At 58.1% G+C, this 20733-nt stretch carries 19 protein-coding genes and 2 pseudogenes; 11 read left to right on the top strand and 10 right to left on the bottom strand.

The window, feature by feature from the left end; all coding sequences use genetic code 11:
- Positions 1-210: 210 nt before the first annotated feature.
- The 3 genes from BKX98_RS07880 to BKX98_RS07885 all read left to right on the top strand — a co-directional run bounded on the left by BKX98_RS07880 (position 211) and on the right by BKX98_RS07885 (position 3057).
- The gene (locus tag BKX98_RS07880) at positions 211-1530 is read left to right on the top strand and encodes a YjiH family protein (protein WP_073706769.1); all 1320 of its coding nucleotides are present in this window, start codon (positions 211-213) and stop codon (positions 1528-1530) included.
- Between the two features lie 129 nt (positions 1531-1659).
- Complete coding sequence (locus BKX98_RS16800; protein ID WP_141357491.1) at positions 1660-1911, top strand: hypothetical protein; 252 nt, start codon at positions 1660-1662, stop codon at positions 1909-1911.
- Positions 1912-2082: 171 nt separating this feature from the next.
- Complete coding sequence (locus BKX98_RS07885) at positions 2083-3057, top strand: ADP-ribosylglycohydrolase family protein (RefSeq protein ID WP_073706770.1); 975 nt, start codon at positions 2083-2085, stop codon at positions 3055-3057.
- 21 nt (positions 3058-3078) lie between these two features.
- On the opposite strand, the gene BKX98_RS07890 is transcribed toward BKX98_RS07885, so the two are convergent.
- A complete protein-coding gene (locus BKX98_RS07890) occupies positions 3079-3390 on the bottom strand; it encodes a DUF1883 domain-containing protein (RefSeq protein WP_038989631.1) in 312 nt (103 codons plus the stop codon).
- Between the two features lie 316 nt (positions 3391-3706).
- On the opposite strand from BKX98_RS07890, the gene BKX98_RS07895 reads away from it, so the two are divergent.
- Positions 3707-4309 (top strand): hypothetical protein, encoded by a 603-nt coding sequence (locus BKX98_RS07895; RefSeq protein WP_052253492.1) that lies wholly within the window; start codon positions 3707-3709, stop codon positions 4307-4309.
- A gap of 100 nt (positions 4310-4409) precedes the next feature.
- On the opposite strand, the gene BKX98_RS07900 is transcribed toward BKX98_RS07895, so the two are convergent.
- On the bottom strand, positions 4410-5453 hold the full coding sequence (locus BKX98_RS07900) for an NAD(P)-dependent alcohol dehydrogenase (protein WP_073706771.1): 1044 nt from the start codon (positions 5451-5453) through the stop codon (positions 4410-4412).
- 445 nt (positions 5454-5898) lie between these two features.
- Here BKX98_RS07900 and BKX98_RS07905 point away from each other — a divergent pair, with 445 nt between their 5' ends.
- A complete protein-coding gene (locus BKX98_RS07905) occupies positions 5899-8130 on the top strand; it encodes a polyribonucleotide nucleotidyltransferase (protein ID WP_073706772.1) in 2232 nt (743 codons plus the stop codon).
- 98 nt (positions 8131-8228) lie between these two features.
- Here the strand turns inward: BKX98_RS07905 and BKX98_RS07910 are convergent, their stop codons facing one another.
- Positions 8229-9500: a DUF2254 domain-containing protein gene (locus BKX98_RS07910; protein ID WP_073706773.1), complete on the bottom strand. Its 1272-nt coding sequence runs from the start codon at positions 9498-9500 to the stop codon at positions 8229-8231.
- A gap of 310 nt (positions 9501-9810) precedes the next feature.
- Here BKX98_RS07910 and BKX98_RS16805 point away from each other — a divergent pair, with 310 nt between their 5' ends.
- Positions 9811-10110 (top strand): hypothetical protein, encoded by a 300-nt coding sequence (locus tag BKX98_RS16805; protein ID WP_143181058.1) that lies wholly within the window; start codon positions 9811-9813, stop codon positions 10108-10110.
- Positions 10111-10331: 221 nt separating this feature from the next.
- Positions 10332-11506 (top strand): annotated as a pseudogene (locus BKX98_RS07925) (IS3 family transposase).
- 22 nt (positions 11507-11528) lie between these two features.
- Here BKX98_RS07925 and BKX98_RS07930 read toward each other — a convergent pair.
- The 3 genes and pseudogenes from BKX98_RS07930 to BKX98_RS07940 all read right to left on the bottom strand — a co-directional run.
- Positions 11529-12125, bottom strand: a pseudogene (locus BKX98_RS07930) (ISL3 family transposase); the annotation flags it as partial.
- Positions 12126-12453: 328 nt separating this feature from the next.
- Entirely contained in the window at positions 12454-13254 is an 801-nt protein-coding gene (locus tag BKX98_RS07935; protein ID WP_073706776.1) for a hypothetical protein, read from the bottom strand.
- Entirely contained in the window at positions 13254-14480 is a 1227-nt protein-coding gene (locus BKX98_RS07940; protein ID WP_073706777.1) for a toxic anion resistance protein, read from the bottom strand. Before BKX98_RS07940 ends, BKX98_RS07935 begins: the two co-directional genes overlap by 1 nt.
- Before the next feature lie 196 nt (positions 14481-14676).
- Here BKX98_RS07940 and BKX98_RS16810 point away from each other — a divergent pair, with 196 nt between their 5' ends.
- On the top strand, positions 14677-14985 hold the full coding sequence (locus tag BKX98_RS16810; protein ID WP_143181059.1) for a hypothetical protein: 309 nt from the start codon (positions 14677-14679) through the stop codon (positions 14983-14985).
- A 53-nt stretch (positions 14986-15038) separates the two neighbouring features.
- On the opposite strand, the gene BKX98_RS16815 is transcribed toward BKX98_RS16810, so the two are convergent.
- The gene (locus tag BKX98_RS16815) at positions 15039-15818 is read right to left on the bottom strand and encodes a DUF4352 domain-containing protein (RefSeq protein ID WP_143181060.1); all 780 of its coding nucleotides are present in this window, start codon (positions 15816-15818) and stop codon (positions 15039-15041) included.
- Between the two features lie 314 nt (positions 15819-16132).
- Complete coding sequence (locus tag BKX98_RS07950) at positions 16133-16696, bottom strand: purine-nucleoside phosphorylase (protein WP_073706779.1); 564 nt, start codon at positions 16694-16696, stop codon at positions 16133-16135.
- 121 nt (positions 16697-16817) lie between these two features.
- Between BKX98_RS07950 and BKX98_RS07955 the strand changes: the two genes are divergently transcribed.
- From BKX98_RS07955 to BKX98_RS07960, 3 genes are all read left to right on the top strand, one after another.
- Entirely contained in the window at positions 16818-17309 is a 492-nt protein-coding gene (locus tag BKX98_RS07955; RefSeq protein WP_038989613.1) for an S-ribosylhomocysteine lyase, read from the top strand.
- A gap of 142 nt (positions 17310-17451) precedes the next feature.
- On the top strand, positions 17452-17844 hold the full coding sequence (locus tag BKX98_RS16820) for a hypothetical protein (protein WP_143181061.1): 393 nt from the start codon (positions 17452-17454) through the stop codon (positions 17842-17844).
- 176 nt (positions 17845-18020) lie between these two features.
- Positions 18021-19391 carry a M16 family metallopeptidase gene (locus tag BKX98_RS07960; protein ID WP_369826772.1) on the top strand — a complete coding sequence of 457 codons (1371 nt, stop codon included), beginning with the start codon at positions 18021-18023 and terminating at the stop codon, positions 19389-19391.
- Positions 19392-19461: 70 nt separating this feature from the next.
- On the opposite strand, the gene BKX98_RS07965 is transcribed toward BKX98_RS07960, so the two are convergent.
- Both BKX98_RS07965 and BKX98_RS07970 read right to left on the bottom strand, forming a co-directional pair.
- Complete coding sequence (locus BKX98_RS07965; RefSeq protein ID WP_083586691.1) at positions 19462-20196, bottom strand: alpha/beta fold hydrolase; 735 nt, start codon at positions 20194-20196, stop codon at positions 19462-19464.
- 92 nt (positions 20197-20288) lie between these two features.
- Positions 20289-20699 carry a hypothetical protein gene (locus BKX98_RS07970; protein ID WP_038989612.1) on the bottom strand — a complete coding sequence of 137 codons (411 nt, stop codon included), beginning with the start codon at positions 20697-20699 and terminating at the stop codon, positions 20289-20291.
- Positions 20700-20733 lie beyond the last annotated feature (34 nt).

The raw sequence follows: 20733 nt of genomic DNA on the forward strand, positions 1-20733 counted from the left end.
TCGATCCTACAGACTAGTCCTATGAGAATCATGAAAAGTGGGCCGGTCATCCTGTGGGCTTTCTTCCATCCGCACAGCTGATCGAAAGCAAGTCTGAAACCCCGGACATGAAAAGCGATCCAGCTCACATTCACGGTCGAAGATCGCGTTGTATTGGATATCGCATCGATTCATTTTGACGGCCCTGTCCTCATCGAAAAGCGGTATCCAATGACAACTTCAAGCGTTGAAACCCAAGGCACGTTTCCAGTCGTTCTGCGATTCATGGTCTACAGCCTCGTCGGCATCGTGTTCTTCTTCCTGCCCATCACCATCAACGGCAAGAGCACCATCCCGCTGGATCACCTGATTACCTGGATCCAAACGGCCGCGGCACCGGTGGTTCCGTACATCATCTTGCTGATGCTCGTCTGCGGAACGGTTCTTCCCTTCGCCACCGGTGGCTGGAAGGCATCAAAGGTCCGGGGCGTCTTCGCGTTCTTGAACATCCTCGGCCTGGTTGTCGGCTGCTCCCTGCTGTTCGACTTCGCTCCAGCATGGCTCAACGATCCGGACATGGGGCCGTTCCTGCTGGAAAAATTGGTGATTCCCGTAGGCCTGATCGTTCCCGTGGGGGCCATCTTCCTGGCCTTGCTGGTGGGCTACGGCCTGATGGAATTCCTCGGCGTCTTCTGCCAGCCGATCATGCGCCCGATTTGGCGTACCCCAGGCCGTTCGGCCGTGGATGCCGTGGCGTCCTTCGTTGGCAGCTACTCGCTGGGATTGCTGATCACCGACCGCATGTACCGCGGTGGGCGCTATACCGGACGCGAAGCGGCCATTATCGCTACCGGCTTTTCCACGGTGTCAGCCAGCTTCATGGTGATCGTTGCCAAGGCGCTGGATCTGATGGACCACTGGAGCCTGTACTTCTGGCTGTCGCTGGTCGTCACCTTTGCGGTGACTGCCATTTCGGTGCGCATTCCGCCGCTGAGCCGGGTTCCGGACACCACGTACCTGGGCATGGAGCACGACAAGGAACAGGTGGTCACTGGCAACCGCGCACGCGTGGCCTGGAACGAAGCTCTGGGAGCCTCTCGGCGGGCACCGTCGCTGGCCAAGAACATCGGCGCCAATGTGTGGGACGGACTGAAAATGGCGATGGCGATCTTGCCATCCATTCTTTCCGTCGGACTGCTCGGGCTGGTGGTGGCACGCTTCACTCCGGTCTTCGACTGGCTGGGCTACCTGTTCGTGCCCTTCGCCTGGATCGTCGGGTTGGAAGATCCGCTACTGGCCGGCAAGGCGTCGGCGACCGGCATCGCCGAAATGTTCCTGCCAGCGACCCTGGTTGCGGGACATGAATCGATCGAGCTGCGCATGGTGATCGCCATTGTTTGCGTCTCGGCGATCATCTTCTTCTCGGCACTGGTGCCATGCGTCCTGGCAACGCAGATTCCGCTGAACATCCCGCAAATGGTTGCCATCTGGTTCGTGCGCGTTGTCCTGACCATCCTCATCGCGACACCGATCGTGCGCCTGCTCTTGTAGGTGGGCTGGGCAGCTTCCGCCCAGGCCTGTTGCTGTCCCAGCTTTGCGAAGCCTGAATGCCGTTGCATCGCATCGGTGATCCGTCGTTGAATGGTCGGATCGATATGAAGGAAGGTAAGGAAGGCTCCCATGAATCATTTAGACGAATCAGGTGTTCCGATGCAGGGCGATCCGAGTATTCCCGACCAGCCTGAGCCTCCTGCGCAGCCGCCGGCTCCCGACGCACCGCCAAGCCCATCCCACCCGGATGCGCCGCCGAGCCCTTCGCACCCGGATGGCCCGATGGCGCCTCCAGGCCCGCTGGATCCCACGCAACCGCCACCGGGGCACCCCTCAGACCCGACGACCCCGCCATCACCTGGATTCGCCCTGACACCGTGACCCAAACCAAGACGGCCAATGCCCTGCAGGAACCCGGTTCCTGCAGGGCATTGGCCATTTGTGGCTGCGGTAATCCGAAACCGCGCGGACTGCCATGGTGTCGCTGCGCATCGGTACAGTGAACCTGGGCAGTTCTTCGCTGCCTTGGCGACCACCCATAGAAAGGCACGCATGGCATATCCAGTAGAAGTGCTAGATCGGATTCTCGGGGTCATGACCGGCATGGCTGCCGGCGACGCCCTAGGCGCGGGCTATGAATTCAATGCGCCGTTGCCCGATTCCGCGCAAGTGGACATGATCGGCGGAGGGCTGGGCAACTTTGCACCCGGGGAGTGGACCGACGATACCTCGATGGCGATAGTCGTTGCCCAGGGCCTGCTGGGTTCCAACGGCAAGCTTGATGGCGCCGCAAGCGATTACATGGTGCGCGAATGGGCCAGATGGGCGGTGAACGCACCGGACATCGGCAACCAGACCCGTGCCGTCCTCGCCTTCGCCCAGAGCACCGCGTCTGCTGACGGGAGAACTGAACCCAACACCGCAGACGCGCTCGCCGGTTCCGAGCAGATCCACAGGCGAACCGGCCGCTCAGGAGGCAACGGCAGCCTGATGCGCACAGCACCGGTTGCCCTGGCTTATCTGTCCGGAACGCCTGCCGCCGCATTCGACGCAGCGGCGGCCATCAGCAAGCTGACCCATTTCGATGACGAAGCCGCTGAAGCGTGCGGTCTGTGGACCGTCGCCATTCAGCACGCGGTGCTCACCGGAGAACTTGATATTCGCATCGGGCTTGAGCTTCTCAAGCCAGATCGCGCCCACGTGTGGGAACAGCGCATCGGGCAGGCCGAAACCCAACGGCCTCGGGACTTCGGCAACAATGGCTGGGTTGTTGAAGCATTCCAGGCGGCCTGGAGCGCCATCACCACCGCCGATGCGGTGGACGGGAAAGCCCGCTTGGTTCCGGTGGTGGAAGCTGCCGTTCGCGGAGGCGTGGATACCGACACCGTGGCAGCCATCGCCGGATCGCTTATCGGCGCGGCCACTGGCTTGGAAAGCGTCCCGGAGCAGTGGGTGGAGATGGTCCACGGCTGGCCAGGAATGCGGATGCAGGAGCTCGTTGATATTTCAAACGATCTTGCAGGCTAAGTTCCCGGACCTGCCGTCCGGCTAGTCACGGGAAGTGCGCCTCGCCTCCAGCTTCTGTGGAGGTACGACGCTGACTTCGTGGCGTACCCCGCGCACGCCAAGACCTGCCAAATCGATCGCGAGAAACCAGGGCCCGGATTTGGGCACCTTGATCCGGTAGGGTGCCCGGCGTGCCAGCCCACCGTACGATTCGAATTTTTCTCCGTCTTGGAATGCCGCGAAATTCTCTGGATCCATCAATCGGAGATTGGCCGGACCGCTGAGCGTCACTGCCAAGATAGTTCCCCGTTCAAGGAACTCCCAGTAGTACTCAGCGAAATTGGGTTCCGTCAATGCCTGCCTCCGGGGTTCGGATGATCCGCCGATTAGCAGACCCAGACCTATTAACCCAGAAGATGGACCGTCGCGGCAACGGGAACCAGCTTCTGGGCAAGAGCTGGTGGCCAACACGACTCGGGGATTAGGCATGGGAGGCTAGGCCACCTCATCTGATGCCAGAGATGCCACAGAACCTTCTGGCCATCTCGATTTCAAGTTCCGTCAACCAGCCAAGCGGCGGATTGTCCGCTACCGGGGATACGCTATTTGCATGGGATAAATTCCCACGCAATTGGGGGCCGTGACGGCCAAGAATAATAAGGCAAGATTCATGGATATTTTGACCGGCATTGGCCTTGAACAACTTCGACTGTGGATTTGGATTTTGGTGCTGGCCTTTGCCGTCGCTGTGGGTTTATGGCGCCGGCGCCAACTGGTGGCTGTCGCGCTTGCCTCGGTGCTCCTGTTCGCTACTCTCAACGCCGGCGCCGGGATCTATATCCTGAAACGGCTGGGTGATCCGCGGTGGACCGCAGGCGAGCCCCCGGTGAGCGCACCGGAACTATCCGGAACCCCGATCGTGGGCCAGCAACTGGTTCCCCTGGAATCGGCTTTGGAAGCAATCGCCGGGGGAGTGAACTCCTTCTGGGAATTCAGGCAGGCCCTGCCGGTGGCTCTCGACTTCTTTACGCGCAGCGGCTGGGCACTGCTCGTGGCCATTCCATTGATCATTGCCATTATGATCCGGACTTTCCGGGCTGCCCGCCGGCGCCGGAAGGAGATGCTGAATCTCCGCGGTACGGTGGTGCAGCTGCAGGCCGAGCTCGCCGAGATAAAGGCGATCTTGCCCGCGCCCGCCACAACAGCAGGTGTCACGGAGCTCGGGAACCAAACGGGCAGTCCCCGCACGCGACGCTCGCGCCGCGGCGAATAGCCGCTAGTCCGGCAGAAAGGAAACGGCGCCGGTTCCGCCCTGCAATGCAGAGGCAGCACCGGCGCCGTTCCCGTGATGCGCGTGCGTTGGGATCGCTAGGCTAGGCCAGCGTCGCGGTATCGATCACGAAGCGGTATCGGACGTCGGACGCCAGCACGCGCTCGTAGGCCTCGTTGATCTGCGTGGCATCGATGACCTCGATTTCTGCGCCAATTCCATGTTCGGCACAGAAGTCCAGCATTTCCTGGGTTTCTTCGATGCCGCCGATCTGCGAACCGGCGAAGGAACGGCGTCCGCCGATCAAAGCAAAGGCGTTGACCGGCAATGGTTCAGCCGGCGCGCCAACGTTGACCAAGGTGCCGTTCACGCGCAGCAGTCCGAGGTAGGAGCTGATGTCGATCGAGGCGCTGACGGTGTTGATGATCAGATCGAAGCTCTTGCGCAGATCCTTGAAGGTGTTCTCGTCGCTGGTGGCCCGGTAATCGCTGGCGCCCAGCTTCAGGCCGTCCTCCCTCTTCTTCAGCGATTGCGACAGCACGGTGACCTCAGCGCCCATGGCACTGGCGAGCTTGACTGCCATATGGCCCAAGCCGCCGAGTCCCACCACGGCAACCTTCTTGCCCGGTCCTGCACCCCAGTGCTTCAGCGGGGAGAAGGTGGTGATGCCGGCGCAGAGCAGGGGTGCGGCGACATCCAAGGAGATGCCTTCGGGGATGTTCAAGGCGAAGTTCTCGTCAACCACGACGTGCGTTGCATAGCCGCCCTGGGTCATGCTGCCATCACGGTCGAGCGAACCGTAGGTTCCCACGCTCTGCTCGCAGAACTGCTGGTCGCCAGCCAGGCAGTTTTCGCATTCCATGCAGGAATTGACTAGGCAGCCCACGCCAACGCGATCGCCCAGCTTGTGCTTGGTGACTGCTGAGCCGACTTCGGTGACGATGCCAGCTATTTCGTGGCCCGGGACCAGCGGATAGTTCTGGTTTCCCCATTCACCGCGGACCGTGTGGATATCGGAGTGGCAGATGCCGGAGAACTTGATGTCAATCAAGACGTCGTGCGGACCTACAGCACGGCGCTCAATCTGTGTCGGGATGAGTCCTTCAGCCGCAGAGTGCGCTGCGTATGCGTTGACCATAGTTGCCATCAGGGTATTTCCTTTGTCTTGCGGGTTGCGACTGGCAATGTTCTGGGCTGCGGCGATCGCCGCAGTCCATCAGGGCGTGGCCCATGGAGAACAACAATCGGCAGGCTATGAATAATCCCGGTCTGAGTAAATTTCCTTCCTCCGAGTTCGCGGCATGCAGCGGAGCCGGGGCCAGCACGCGCCCATCGCTCAAGAACTGCGTCTTTTGCCAATTCCCGGTAGGCTAGTACATGGGTCTGCATGTTCTGTGCGGGCCCCGAATGAAAATAACTCCCAGGACTGACTGACCGTTGGTCCCGACCGCCAGTTTCCCGGTCCTCGGTAGTGACTTTCGCTAGGGCAAATAGCTGCCCCAGCGCGGGTCTCGATCGAAGACCAGATCTGGGTAGGGCTATACGGTTCGCTCATCCACCATGTGGGAGCGATCGAAAGGAGCACCCCCTTAATGGAGGGTCCAGAAATCCAATTCGCCGAAGCGCTGATCGACAACGGCCGCTACGGTACCCGCACCATTCGCTTCGAAACCGGCCGCCTCGCCAAGCAGGCTGCTGGCTCGGCAATGGTCTACATCGACGAAGAGACCGCGCTGCTCTCGGCAACTACCGCCGGCAAGCACCCGCGCGAAGGCTTCGACTTCTTCCCGCTGACCGTGGACGTCGAGGAGCGCATGTACGCTGCCGGCCGCATCCCGGGCAGCTTCTTCCGCCGCGAAGGCCGCCCATCGACCGAAGCCATCCTGGCTTGCCGCCTGATGGACCGCCCGCTGCGCCCAGCCTTCGTCAAGGGCCTGCGCAACGAGGTCCAGGTTGTCGTCACCGTCCTGTCCATCGAGCCGGATGAGCTGTACGACGTCGTGGCAATCAACGCTTCGTCGATGTCCACCCAGCTGTCGGGCCTGCCATTCTCCGGCCCAATCGGTGGCGTTCGCGTTGCACTGGTTGACGACGGAAACGGTGCGCAGTGGGTTGCTTTCCCTAAGCACTCCGAGCTGAAGAATGCTGTCTTCAACATGGTTGTTGCCGGCCGCATCGCCGGCGATGACGTTGCCATCATGATGGTGGAAGCCGAAGCTACCGACAACGCTTGGGAACTGATCAAGGAACGCGGCGCCCAGGCTCCAACCGAAGAGGTTGTGGCCGAAGGCCTCGAGGCTGCCAAGCCATTCATCAAGGTCCTGTGCGAGGCCCAAGCTGACCTGGCAGCCCGCGCTGCCAAGGAAACCGTTGAGTTCCCAGTCTTCCGCGATTACGAAGAAGATGCCTTCACCGCTGTCGAGGCTGCCGCTTCGACCCGCCTGGCAGAGATCTACACCATCGCTGACAAGCAGGAGCGCGACAACGCCGCAAGCGACTACAAGGACGAGATCCTGGCATCGCTGGCTGGCGAAGGCAACGCTTTCGAAGGCCGCGAATCCGAAATCTCCAAGGCCTTCGGTGCGGTGACTAAGCACATCGTGCGCCAGCGCATCCTGACCGAGCAGATCCGCATCGACGGCCGCGGCCTGGCTGACATCCGCCAGCTGTCCGCCGAGGTCGAGGTGCTGCCTCGCGTGCATGGTTCGGCCATCTTCGAGCGTGGCGAAACCCAGATCATGGGCGTCACCACCTTGAACATGCTGAAGATGGAGCAGCAGATCGACTCGCTGTCCCCAGTGAAGTCCAAGCGCTACATGCACAACTACAACTTCCCGCCATACTCGACCGGCGAGACCGGCCGTGTTGGTTCGCCGAAGCGACGCGAAATCGGCCACGGTGCACTGGCAGAGCGCGCGCTGGTTCCAGTGCTGCCAAGCCGCGAGGAATTCCCATACGCTATCCGCCAGGTCTCCGAGGCACTGGGCTCCAACGGCTCGACCTCCATGGGCTCGGTCTGCGCCTCGACCCTGTCGCTGCTGAACGCCGGCGTGCCGCTGAAGGCCGCTGTCGCAGGCATCGCCATGGGCCTGGTTTCGGACACCGTTGACGGCGAAACCCGTTACGCTGCCCTGACCGATATCCTCGGCGCCGAAGACGCCATGGGCGACATGGACTTCAAGGTTGCAGGTACCTCCGAGTTCGTGACCGCGATCCAGCTGGACACCAAGCTGGATGGCATTCCGGCTTCGGTGCTGGCCGCCGCGCTGACCCAGGCTCGCGAAGCACGCCTGCACATCCTGAACGTGCTGAACCAGGCCATCGACGCTCCGGATGAGCTGAATGTGAACGCCCCGCGCATCATCTCGGTGAAGATTCCAGTGGACAAGATCGGCGAGGTCATCGGCCCTAAGGGCAAGATGATCAACCAGATCCAGGAAGACACCGGCGCTGACATCTCGATCGAGGATGACGGCACCGTGCTGATCGGCGCAACCAACGGCGAATCCGCCGAGGCTGCCCGTTCGGCCATCAACGCCATCGCCAACCCTCAGGTTCCTGAGGTCGGCGAGCGCTACCTGGGCACCGTCGTGAAGCTGACCACCTTCGGTGCGTTCGTTTCGCTGACCCCGGGCAAGGACGGCCTGCTGCACATCTCCGAGCTGCGCAAGATCAACGACGGCAAGCGTGTCGAGGACGTCGAAGACGTCGTCGGCGTTGGCCAGAAGCTGCAGGTGGAGATCACCAAGATCGATGACCGTGGCAAGCTGTCGCTGGCTCCAGTCGTCGAGGAAGAAGCTGAAGAAGCAGTAGCTGCTGAGTAGTCTTTAGATTCCTGCAGGAAAACCCCGATTCACTTTGGTGAATCGGGGTTTTCCTTCTCTTCAGACCAGCTTGATTGGCATGGCTGGCAGGTCAGCGCCTACGCGGGTGCCGCATCCTTGCTGATGCCGGTGGCGTTCAGCGCCTCGAAGTGCAGGACTTCAACCTCGCGGCGATCCTCCTCCAGCTCCAGTGCCCGCTCGGCCCGGGCGAAGGAATCCTTTGCCTGAGCCTTCAAGACTGCCGTCCAGGGGGCATCGGAGCGCGCAATCAGGGCACCGAGTTCCTTTTGGATCCGCATCATGACTTCGACGTCCGAAGCGCCATCGCGCGAGGTCGCCCGGAAGGCATCCTGGAGCATGTCCTGCGGCTCAAGCAGGCGAAGGTGGACCCGCCCGGCGTCCGGGGAATCCGGAATCCTTGCCTGCATGGCGATGTCCAGTACGCGGTGCGTTGCTTCCAGGACCTCGATGGCGGTTCCCGGATCATTGATTCCGGGGGAGAGCGACTTGCTGGAAATTTCCGACAGCGCGAGCAGCCCGAGCCGCGGGTCCTGTTCGAAAGTCCGGTGGTTGGCGATCACGAAGGCCCGCTGGATCGCTTCCTGGCTCTCTTCCGACACCTTGCCGCTCAGGTACGCAATGGGGTGCCCGGCAAAGATCCTTGAGCCTGGGCGGCGTTCGACCCAGAACTGGCAGTTTTCCTGCTCGGCAATGCGCTGCAGAGCTGCCACGTCGACCTTGACCACGAATCCTGGATGGTCGCATTCCAGCGGGATGGCAGTCGTAGGCGGATCAACCCACAGCCGTCCGCCGAGCAGCGGCTGCTCGGCGTAGTCCGACATGGCCTGTGAGGCGGCATCGCCGACCCGGTCGATGATGTCGGCCATGCGGCCGAAAGTGGTGAGGAACGAGATCCAGCGCAGCAAGGTCACCAGCACCACGGCAATGACCAGGATGGTTCCCAACAGCAGCAGCGCTTTTTCCGAGCTGGAATAGACATCCAAGGACAACGCGATGATCCCGACGATGGAGAATGCGAAAGCCCCCACGAAGGTAGACAGGGCAGTATGCGAGGTCCGGTCGGCAATCAGCAGCTGGATGGAGCGGGGAGTACCGATTTGCGTGGCAGTGGAGTATGCCGAGACCATCGTGGTCAGGGAAAACGTCGTGACAGCCAGCATCGACGTGGCCAGGATCTGCAATAGCGTCGCGGCGGCATCGTTGCCGAGCGCTTCCAGCAGGTTCGCCGGAATGAGATTGCCCAGTGCTGGTGCGGCGATGGCCAGAAGGATTCCAGCTACGGTGAATACTGTGGCCCGGAACCAGATTCCGCGCAGCGACTGCTTTGCGTAGTTCAGTGCTCTTCCCATGAATCCTCCTTATGCCCCCCCGTTCGCAGCATGAAGGCATTACTTTCCTAGTCGGCCGCTCAAAGCGGTGGCGGCTGAGCAAGACATTTTCTTGAGGTGAGTTTACGCCAGGGAGCCCCGGACTCACTGCTACGTCGAGCCTTTTCAACGATAACTTGCGATACGATCCCGAACGAACAAAGCCGAGGATGCACCGCTCCACTTCCGCTTTTGCGCAACGGCTAGCAGAATATACCTACTTTCAGGAACCGAAGTTCAGAGTCGCTTTCCCATTCCTAATGGTTAACGGACTCCGATACACAAAGAGCTGGTGGATGAGATGGGTACGAAGACATTTATGGTATTTCTCGCTAACAAAAATCAACATACCTTCGAACATGAGGACTTTGTATTGATCGATGACAAGAGCCCCGTTCCTAACTTGCCGGGCGGTCCGCCAATGCTTTTCATGGCAGGAAAAGATGCGCCACCAAAGATCAACGAGACAGAAGATAGCTCCGAAAGGTTCCACGAGACAACAGTCAATGTGCAATCGCGACAGTTTACAGTGTTGTTACACGGCATCGCAGCACTCGATCCGTGCCCGGGAGCGCGGTCTGCGTGGCGATGAGCAGTACAGATAACTCCGCCCAATACCTTGGCCTGCCGCCCGGGTGGCATCGGGTCAAGCACGCCCCCGCACACCCGCGAGGCAGGGGAAGCGTCCGCTGGCGCGGTGAAAATCTGCCGCACCACCTCATGGGCTTTCATGTCTGGGTCTGCTGAAGGTTTGGTTGACACTTCGACCGCATAACCCAGCTAAGGTTATGCTCAAACGAAGGAACAAAAACCATGCCAAGAATCTTCACCGAAGAATTCAAGAAAGACGCCGTCGCTCTCGTCGAATCGGGGATATCCCAGAAGCAAGTCTCCGCGGATCCGGGCGTCTCAAAGACCGCACTGCAAACCTGGGTCCGCGATGCCCGCTACCAATCCCACGGCATGACCCCATCCTCCGATGCTGACGAACGCAAGGAAATGTCCCAAACGCTCAAACGCATCCGCGAGCTCGAAATCGAGAACGAAGTGCTGCGCAACGCCGCAGCCTACCTCTCCCAGCCGCATATCCGTTCCCCAAAATAATGGGCCCGCATCAATCAAGAATTAGCCGCCAGAACAGGTAGGAAACATATTCAAAGTGGCAGTGGCGTGTCGGGTCTTGGGATTCAGCACCCAAGCGTACTACAAGTGGTTGAAGAACCCTGTCTCCGCCCGGGAAATCGAAGAGCGGGAGTTGATCGGCAAACTGCACGAGCTTCACGAGGAAGATCCCGAGGGCGGGTACCGGGTGTTGGCCGATGATCTAGAAGACGCCGGATACCAAATTTCCGAGCGCCGGGTCTGGCGATTATGCCGCAAGGCAGGGATCCGCTCAGTGATCAGCCAACGCCAGCGCAAGCACGTTCCGGCGGGCCCTGCGGTGCATGACGACTTGGTGCAGCGGAACTTCACCGCCGAACGGCCTAACCAGTTGTGGCTGACCGATAACACCCTCGCACGACACGGGCGAGGGAAAGCTATACCTGTGCGCGATTAAGGACGTGTTCAGTAACCGGATCGTGGGGTACTCGATTGATTCGAGGATGAAGGCCCACCTGGCCGTCAACGCCGTGGAAATGGCTGTGGCGCACCGTGGCCACCCGCGCGGAGTCACAGTCCACAGTCACCGCGGCAGCCAGTTCCGGTCCAGGAAATTCACTCAAGCGCTGGAGCGTCACGGGCTGGTCGGTTCGATGGGCCGGGCCGGGGCAGCCGGTGACAATGCGGCCATGGAGTCGTTTTTCAGTCTGTTGCAGTAGAACGTGCTGGACCGCCGCTGGTGGTCCTCCCGCCAACAACTTCGCCTGGCCATTATTGGATGGTTGGAGGGGAAGTATCACCGCAAGCGGAAGCAACGACGTTTGGGGAAACTGACCCCGGTTCAGTTTGAGGCTAGAATGATCGAGTCTGTCGCTCTGGCAGCATAAACCTTGGTGTCAACCAAACCTTCAGCAGACCCGTCCCAGTGCCATCGCAGACCGCGGTCAGGTCCACGATCACCGTCACGTACTTGTCCCCGGTGCGGGTATGCCGCCAGACATGCTCGTCAACACCGAGTACTTTGACCCCGTCAAACCGTGCCGGGTCACTGATGAGCAACCGTTGTCCTTCGGACAGTACTGCGTCGTTGGCGGTATTCCAGGCCACTCCGAGGCCTTCGGCAATACGGGAGACGGATAAGTGCTGGCAGACCAGCCCGGCCAGCGCCCACATGAGGCCGGTGCGGCTGATTTTCTGGCGTGGCGCCACCGCGCCGGAGAGGTCCTCGCGCCACACATGGTGGCAGGTGATGCACCGGTAGCGTCGGTGCTTGATGACCAGAACGGTGGGCCGCCACCCGAAGGGTGCGTGGGCGATGCGTCGGATGACTGTATCCCGCGGTGAGCCTTTGCACCCGCAGCTGCGGCACCACGGATCCGGGGTGGTGACTTCGCAGAGGATTTCGGCTTTCGCATCCGTGATGTTCTGGCCGATCGCGGTCAGCCCCAAGTCGTCGAGGCGGGTGAAAGTCGTGAGGTCCGACGCGGTGAAGGTAGACTGGTGCACTGTCGAGGTCTTTCGATGATGGGTAGTGTGGTAACTTCCATTCTTCGCGAAGACCTCGACTTTTTTAGGTTTTCGACATGCCCGGGATCCGGGGTGCTGGGTTCAGCTGGCTACACTCTTATTTCTGAAGAGCCACTTTAAATGTTGAAGTGTTACCGATGTCCTGAGAGAAAACAAGCTTAAAAGTTAAATGGAGGCATCAAGTCTCACTGATGCCTCCATGCAGTTTCGTCACCGATATCTCCGGAAGCGATAATTTAGAAATTCAATCTTGCATCCTCGGAATTCTAATCCTCTGCTATGAGTGAAACATTTCCGAATATGAGATTTACTTTATTCCAAAGTCGAACCCATCCTGAAGATGGTGCCCAAAACGCTCTCTTAGGAAATTACCCGTCGTGGTCAAATCCACAGAGGATTGCCGGTGGCGAGTAGCATAAAGCGTTTCAGCTTGCGCCTCAAGTAGCTGAAGCTGTTCCATCAGTTCTTCATTTGGTGTCTTGCCGTTCGGCTGCCGGTCGTCGACCATACTCAGTGGTATGGCGAGATATCCCTGCAGGACGGCAGGTAGGTACTCTCTTACGACGGCTCTCAGCTCGTATTGAAACCGTACGTCGGAACTGGGATCCAGATTTTCGGCATCAATAATCGAGTCCAACAACTGGCAGGTCTCTAGAATGGTCACATATGTGTCAGCGGGAAGCCGATCCTTATTCTGTTTGGCTCGTGAACTTACGACTTTCAGAGCACTTGACAATGTCTCGGGGCTCTCCGACGTCGAAGGAGCTATTGCGTGCCCCTTGCCGGCTTCGGATACAAGGGTCATTTCAAAGGAATGGTGTGGTTTTTCCACTTGCGCTTTCTGACTACGCTTAGGGAGCCAGAGATCACGAAGCATATAAGATCGGACCGCTGCGAACGCCATTGACCCTAAACCAGCAAATGCTGAAATATCGCCAGGCAGAGAAAGAGCGATAAAGAAGACCACAGCATAGATGCTGCCCTCAAGAATCACCTTCTTATTCTTGGCACCCAGTCCGATTAATAGTACGAGGAAGGCAACCAGCGGAAAAAGGAGAACCACAAGTCCTATTTTGACGATGTTCCCTGGTGTAAGGCGTGACAACACTATGCCCTTTCTACGGCTGAAGTGGACGCGTCCGCAGCGTGGCTACGCTCAATCTGACGTTGCGCGCGGAGGACCTGGCCCTCCAACGTCTGGACAGTCTGTTTCATCGACTGTGCAGACTCAATCTTGTACCTGTCGATCTCGTCCATAGCTTGGTAAACATTGTCGAATGCTTGTTGCAGCTTATTCGGGTCAACTGTTGCACGGGTAGCATTCATATGTATAGCGGTGCCCTGCGAGCGAAGCAGCTCGGAGGTCGATACGATTATGTCTGACGTGGTTGAGTTGAGGGCATCGATCTGGGCTAGCACAATTTTCTGTTGGGCCAGAGCCTGCGCGACTATGACTGCCACTCGTAGCGCGGCGAGAGTGGTGTCGAGTGCACGATCCACACCTTTAATGAGCTCCGAATTATTTTTCTTGACAACGTCGAGCGCGAGATATCCCTGAACGGATACCGCTAACTGGGTTAACAAATCTTGGTGGCGCTGTCGGACGTAAAACAGGGCATCGGCTTCCAAAGTTGCGGCATCCTCTGTCTTGCCGTCGTTTCGTAGTCCTGCAATCCGCTGTTCAAGTCCGCTCCCTAAGTGGCTTGCGAGTACAGCGTAATTGGCAAGTTGGCCCATCGATGCCCAAAGTCCATCTCGTTCGGTTTGGACGGCGGCATTGTCTTGGCGAAGTTCGTCTTGCCCACCTTTTAGAGCCTTTGTAATGGCATCGAGTTGTTCTTGTGCCGACTCGTACTTCATGAAATATCGTTGTACTGCCCCACCTCCGGGGAGGAAGCGGAAGATGCGTTTACTTCCACTTAGATCATGACGCTTTGGGTCTAGCTCGGTAATGATTTGGCGAAGCTCCACCAGGGTCTTTCCTGTGCGCGATGCTGGATCTTCTCCACTAGCCGCGAGGGCAGCAGCTGGCCTCTTTAGCATCCGGTTGGATGCTGAGGCTGTGGCCTGCATTGTGCCTTCGCCCAGATGGGTCAACTGTGCCAATTTCCTCTGGAACTCTGGGCTCTGCAAGGAGGCAGTTAGGAGGTCATCAAGAAAAGCCTCGGCAGTCTTCGCATGTTTCTGTTGTGCTTCAGCATCTACCAAGATGATGCCGCCGACCTTCTCAGGAGCATGAACCTGAACCTCGGCTGGCGGTGCCGGTGGTACCAGCGCCAGTGGATTATCTACCTGTGGGGATGCAGGTGAGCCGAGGTCGAGCGGGTTCTCCATTGATGTACTCCTTGGATAGTTCTGAATCAATTAATAGTCTACTCGGGTATACTTGTAGATAACAGTAATTAACTCAATCTATTCGCGGTTTAATGAGTAAAAATTACCGTATCTGCCTGTTGCGAAAATTGCAGTCGTTACGAGAACGGGTCCTGACGCTCTGGAATGCGATCATACGAGTTCCGTCTCCCTGTTCATGATCCAGACCATCAGGGAGATTGCCCTGGCCATCGGGATTAGAAATCAGGAATCGCGCTGGCCACCAACTGCCCTAAAATCTCTGGATTCTCCACAAGCGATTTCTAGTTCCCATAAGGGACTTGTTCCCATTGGTCTACCAGTTCTTGAATTTTGCGTGAAGGATCAACGCTACGACTGGATGCTCCATTTCATGGTCGCGTCAAAAAAGTTACCAACCGCAAAATTGAATCGTTCTTATGAATCCGCAGTGTCGTTAAGGGAACACGGCCGCATTTCAGGGGAACAGATCGCCATCAGGCAGTAGGTTACACATCTTTGTTCAGTCCAGTCATCCGAGCGTAGGCTCCAGATAGAGTCTTACTTTAGGGGTTGGTCGAAAGCTACCGTGGTGTAGTCAAAGTTGGATTCGTCTGCCGGATCTCGGAATTTAAACTTAGTTGCGGCGGCATCTTGTGGAATTAAATAGATGTAACTCATGTCTGCTTCAAAGCCTGGTTGTAACGCCTTATTGCATTCAGGGTTATTTTCCAAGTAGTAAAGGTCGTCGATCGCGTCGAATTCGCGGTCATTGGAATCTAGGGCCTTGGCATCGATGGGCCAAGCGCAAGTCAGATCCATGGAGACGTTACTGCTATTTTCGACTTTGGTGTCTATTCGCAAAAACTTGCCACCCTCCTCAGGCTTTTCATGGGTAACCTTGCCGTACTCTGTGCCCGTTTCGTAGCCAGTGCGATTCATTGGAATCGTTTCGACAATTTCGGCCTTTTGGACAGTCAGAGACACGCCGCCATTAACGAGTTTTTGCCCGATCTTTCCATCGTTGTCATTCACTGATTCGGCCACGTCTGTAGTCGAAGGGGATTTTCCATCGAAGTCCGGATCGGAATCGACTGCGGAAGAATCTGCGTTTCCGGAAGCGTCACCACTGACATGGGGAGAGGCTGACGGATCTCCGGATCCACAGGATGAAAATGAGAAAATCGTTGCATAGTCTATGACAGTGCAAGCTGCGGTAACGAATCCGCCTCCAGTGTTTTGCTGGTCTCCATTTTGCTGAGCATCACCAGATGCACACGAAGTTAAAGACAAAATAGCCGTAAGGCTCAATGCGGTGCCCGCCAGTAGCTTGTTTTTCAAAGATTCCCCTGATTGTGAACAAGGAATCGAGACTAATTCCCTGCGTCCGAGATTGGAGTGGAAGTCCGATTTGTTCGTGGATGACTAACTAATCGTACTATCGAATTTCGCCAAAACGATAATCAGAAATGTTTGCATACATTGTCTCAAAGTCTCTCAGAAAATCATTACTCTAGTTTGAGACATGAGCCTGTCCAGTAGAGCGAAGCTTTCATTGTTGTCGAAAGCATCGCATTCGTCATAGAAATCGCCAGATCTGCCGTTGCTGCCGACCTGTTAGGCAGCAGTCCTCTTGCTTCACTGAGTTGTTATGGTTAGAAGATCAGGCGCTTGTCGAAGAACTCGCGCAGCTGGACGCTCTTCTGCTTGGCGATGTCATCCCATTCGTCGATCGACGCCGAATCATCGGCGTAATCGGAGGGGATCTTGAAGATCTGCAACGGTACGTTGAACCGCTGGCAGATGCTGGCGTAGGCGTAGCCTTCCATATCGACCAGCGAGGCGCCCAAAGACTTGATGTGGATGCGCTGTTCGTCATTGGAAACAAAAACGTCACCGGTAGCCATGGTGGCCTGGAAATCAGGAAGCAGAATTTCACCTGCGGGATCCACATCCGCCGAAGGCAGCGGGAAATCGTGCTGGATCAGCTTGGTGACCTGGTAAATGGTGTCCAGGCTCGGGCGATCTTCACCGGCATGACCTACAACGCCGGCGGTGCCCAGTACTACAACGTTCTTGATGTTGCCCTCAGCGAGCACTCCAGCCAAGGCTACCGATGCGTTGATCTTGCCAACACCGGAAACGAGGTGCTCGACATCTGCAAAGGCTACGGCTTCGTCTGCGTGCGCAAAGACGAGCAAGGACTTCTGGTCCGACATGAACTTCCCCTCTAAAGAAATCGGCTCGGGGAGTGCTGCCCCGAACGTCCTAAGAAGTCTATCGGTTACCTCCTTCACTGAGGTCTCGATTCGCCAGACGGTGAGCAGATAGACTTTGCATATGAGTGATATTGAACTTGCTGAAGTTGAAAGCTTTGCACTGGACCACACCAAGGTGAAGGCGCCGTATGTGCGCAAAATCGGGGTGGAACACGGTCCCAAGGGCGATGCCATCACCAACTACGACATCCGTCTAGTCCAGCCAAACCACGGCGAGATTCCAACGGCTGGCCTGCACACCATCGAGCACACCATGGCTGGTTTGCTGCGTACCCGCATTGATGGCCTGATCGATTTCTCCCCATTTGGCTGCCGCACCGGCTTCCATATGATCCTGTGGGGCGAACCGACCCCGGCGGTTGTCGCCGCTGCTATCAAGAGCTCGCTGGAAGACATTGCCGAGAAGGTTACCTGGGAGGATGTTCCGGGAACCGAAGCCGTGAGCTGCGGCAATTACCGTGACCATTCACTGCACTCGGCTCGCGAATGGGCGAAGGTCGTCTTGGAACAAGGCATTAGCCTTGACGCGTTCGATCGTTCCAAGATTGCCTAAGCAGTAGCTTGTGAACTGGAAATCCCGTGTGTTCTGTTGGGGACGCGCGGGATTTTTTCTTGCTTGGCTGTTTCCTGGCCTGGCAGAAAGGCAGGCGCCAAGCCGTAAATAAGCCGCAGAATCACTGCGAGCAGGCGCTAGCATGAAGACCATGCGCAGAGTTCTTTCCTTGGCATCAGTACTGGGCGCCATGTCGTTGGCTGTTAGTGGATGCATGAATTTCGATGCGGCAAGGACATCCAGCATCGGCAAGGAATGCCAATCGGCAATCCAGCGGCAGAACCAAGCCTGGTCCGATCCTGAATCATCCCAAGAGATGATCGGCGAAGCCGAGAAAAAGTCGCTTAGTGCTTGCAAGGACCTCGATGAGTGGAGCACTGCTGTCTCCTATAATCCCGGATCGATGGGATATCCGGAATTGAGTACAGAAGATGCCGCGAACACCGTTTACCTTGCCTGTGCCTCCAGCGACCCAGCGCGGCGGACCCCAGTGTGCGCTGATGCCGCGAAACGCGGATATCTCGATGCGACATGACCTGCAAATCTGCATGACGGTATTTCGATAGCAGCGGTTCGATCTCGTAATCTCCCAGAATGTGATGGCTCCATCACCAATGAGCTATTGCCTTCAAATAGCGTTTCTATGGGAGAATGAAAGACAGTGTACTTAGCTTGAAATCGCTATTCTCGACGAATTAAGGACGTATATTCGTGGCCATGATTCCATTGCCGTTGCATTCGGTGGAGACCACGCAGTTTTCTCCGATTGACCCGGCGGACCCGACGTTGGTCCACCGCGGCGAAGGCGGCTCTGAAGTCCGGCGCAGCATCCTGCCTGGTGGCGTACGAGTCCTGACGGAAGCGATGCCCGGACAGCGGTCCACTACTGTGGGATTCTGGGTTCCGGTCGGTTCCCGCGACGAGGAAGCAGGACACTACGGCTCCACCCACTTCCTGGAGCACTTGCTCTTCAAGGGCACTGCAAAGCGAACCGCCTTGGAAATTGCCCAGTCCTTCGACGCAGTGGGCGGCGAATCGAACGCAGCCACCGCCAAGGAATCGACCTGCTATTACGCCCGGGTGCTTGACACGGATCTGCCGATGGCGCTGGAGGTCATCGCTGACATGGTCACCTCAGCGGTGATCGATCCGCAGGAACTGGAGCAGGAGCGCGGGGTGATCATCGAAGAACTTGCCATGGATGCAGATGACGCGATGGACGTCGCCCACGAGCGCTTCGTTGCCAACGTCCTGGGCGATCACCCGCTGGGACGGCCTATTGGCGGAACTCCAGAAGAGATCATGGAGATCTCCCGCGAGGCAGTCATGGAGCACTACCGTGCGCACTACCGCCCAAGCGAGCTGATTGTTACTGCCGCAGGTTCCCTGGAGCACGACAAGCTGTGCGAGCTGGTTCTCAAGGCGCTGGCTGAAGCTGGCTGGGAACTGGACCCGATGGCAGTGCCGGAGCCACGCCGCATGGGCGAGCCGGCACAGATCACCTCGAAGGCCGGGCTGGACGTCATCAACCGCCCGGGCGAGCAAGCCAATATCATCATGGGCTGCTCGGGCATCACCGGCCACGACGACCGGCGCCAGGTGCTAGCGGTGCTGAACGCTGTGCTCGGCGGCGGCATGAGCTCCCGCTTGTTCCAGGAAATCCGGGAGAAGCGCGGACTGGTGTACTCGACCTACTCCTTCTCCGCCGCCTATACGGATGCCGGATACTTTGGCATGTACGCAGGTTGCGCCCCGGCCAAGGCGGCTCAAGTTATCGGGTTGCTCGGCGACGAGTTGGATCGCTTGGCCAAGGACGGCATCAGCGAGTCTGAATTGGCGCAGGCCAAGGGCCAACTATCCGGGGGAACGGTGCTGGCCTTGGAGGATCCCGGAAGCCGCATGTCCCGTTTGGGCCGGGCAGAAATGATTACCGGCGAATTCCAAGATATCGACGAAGCCCTGTCCCGCGTCAATGCAGTCACTGCCCAGGACGTGCAGCAACTGGCTCAGGAACTGGCGGCCAAGGATCGTGTGATCACCGTGGTAGGACCGTTTGAGAATGAAGCCGCGCTAGGCCTCTAGAATCCACTGGCAGTGCCCCTTGGACCGAATCTGCCGAAGTCGATTCACGGGGCATTGCCGTTTTATTGGTTCAAACCGCGGCTTCTACTAGCGCCGCAAGCTCGGGCGCGTGGGAGAAATTGAAACCATGCGCACCATGGCGCATGACAGCAAGCTTGGCCTGCGGAGTTTTGGCGACCAAGCGAAGACCGAATTCCGGGGGAGATAGCGGATCCCGGGTGCCGCATACGACATCAACCGGGCAGTGCACTGTGCGGAGCAAATCGATGGTGGAGTAATCCAGCATCTGGGCACAGCTTTTGGCCCACCAGGGGATACCGCAACGCAGGTAGTCGACGAGCAAGATTGCCTTCACCGAGTTCAACTCATACGGGAAATCCTCGAAGAGCCGGCGTGCCTGCCTGAAGAGCGTCGCCTCGCGGTCGTTGACCGCTGGAGCTGCAATGATCAGGTGCTTGACCAGGTCGGGCCACGCGCGGGCCAGCTCAATGGAAACCTGCGCACCCATGGAATGCCCGAGGACAATTGCGTTCTCAACCTTCAGCTCGCGCAACGCCAGTGCCACCTCGTGTGCAAAACGCGGTACGGTCACCGGGCGGCCATCATCGAGATTCTTGCCATGGCCGGGCAGCTCGGGAACGATCACCCGATGCTTCTGCGCCAAGATGTTTGCCAGCGGAGTGAAATAGCGGCTGGAAGCCCCGAGCCCATGCAGGAGCACCACGTCGGGCCCCTGGCCTGCGACTCGAACCGAGAGCCTGGTTTTCAAGGATTCGGGCAAATGCCCAAAGTACTCGTGGCGCACGCCAGCCTTTCATCGTGCGAAAAGTGCGCACATACTATCGGTAGGGAAAATCGGCACACTCGCCAGAAATGGCGAGACGAGCACCAAGGGAGCTAGCCGCCCACCCCGGTCGAATGCTGATTAATGGCGGAACGGAGATCTTCCGGGAAGAGTTCCTTCACGTCTTTTTCGTAGTCGGAACCGTCACTTGGACGACGCAGTTCTTGCCCGTCGATGCGGAATGGGAAGGCGTCGGCTTGAGCCGCGGCATCCGCGGATTCCTGGCTATCGGGTGCGCAGGTAGCCCAGCCGTAGGTCGTGGAATCCTCGATTCGGAAAACTTCTACCTGGCATGTCGGTGATTCGATAACTGTTCCCTGCTCTTGGACGATATCGATGATTGATGCTCGTTCGTCATCCGACAGGGTGATCGGTTCGCTGCCAGAACCGCAGGAAGTGCATGCGAAGGTCGCGGCGAGGATTGCACCGATGCCGAAACCGATACGCTTAATTTTCTGACCCATGGCCCTGCTCACTATTTGGGAACTCCTGACACAT

The organism is Glutamicibacter sp. 0426 (assembly GCF_001906485.1).
In the GTDB taxonomy this organism is placed as follows: Bacteria; Actinomycetota; Actinomycetes; order Actinomycetales; family Micrococcaceae; genus Glutamicibacter; species Glutamicibacter nicotianae.

Bases quoted from the DNA above. Each gene is read 5' to 3' on its own strand.
- BKX98_RS07880 (WP_073706769.1), top strand. From the start codon at position 211: ATGACAACTTCAAGCGTTGAAACCCAAGGCACGTTTCCAGTCGTTCTG.
- BKX98_RS07950 (WP_073706779.1), bottom strand. From the start codon at position 16,696: ATGTCGGACCAGAAGTCCTTGCTCGTCTTTGCGCACGCAGACGAAGCC.
- BKX98_RS07900 (WP_073706771.1), bottom strand. From the start codon at position 5,453: ATGGCAACTATGGTCAACGCATACGCAGCGCACTCTGCGGCTGAAGGA.
- BKX98_RS07885 (WP_073706770.1), top strand. From the start codon at position 2,083: ATGGCATATCCAGTAGAAGTGCTAGATCGGATTCTCGGGGTCATGACC.
- BKX98_RS16810 (WP_143181059.1), top strand. From the start codon at position 14,677: ATGATCCAGACCATCAGGGAGATTGCCCTGGCCATCGGGATTAGAAAT.
- BKX98_RS07910 (WP_073706773.1), bottom strand. From the start codon at position 9,500: ATGGGAAGAGCACTGAACTACGCAAAGCAGTCGCTGCGCGGAATCTGG.
- BKX98_RS16800 (WP_141357491.1), top strand. From the start codon at position 1,660: ATGAATCATTTAGACGAATCAGGTGTTCCGATGCAGGGCGATCCGAGT.
- BKX98_RS07970 (WP_038989612.1), bottom strand. From the start codon at position 20,699: ATGGGTCAGAAAATTAAGCGTATCGGTTTCGGCATCGGTGCAATCCTC.
- BKX98_RS07895 (WP_052253492.1), top strand. From the start codon at position 3,707: ATGGATATTTTGACCGGCATTGGCCTTGAACAACTTCGACTGTGGATT.
- BKX98_RS07940 (WP_073706777.1), bottom strand. From the start codon at position 14,480: ATGGAGAACCCGCTCGACCTCGGCTCACCTGCATCCCCACAGGTAGAT.
- BKX98_RS07905 (WP_073706772.1), top strand. From the start codon at position 5,899: ATGGAGGGTCCAGAAATCCAATTCGCCGAAGCGCTGATCGACAACGGC.
- BKX98_RS16820 (WP_143181061.1), top strand. From the start codon at position 17,452: ATGAAGACCATGCGCAGAGTTCTTTCCTTGGCATCAGTACTGGGCGCC.
- BKX98_RS07955 (WP_038989613.1), top strand. From the start codon at position 16,818: ATGAGTGATATTGAACTTGCTGAAGTTGAAAGCTTTGCACTGGACCAC.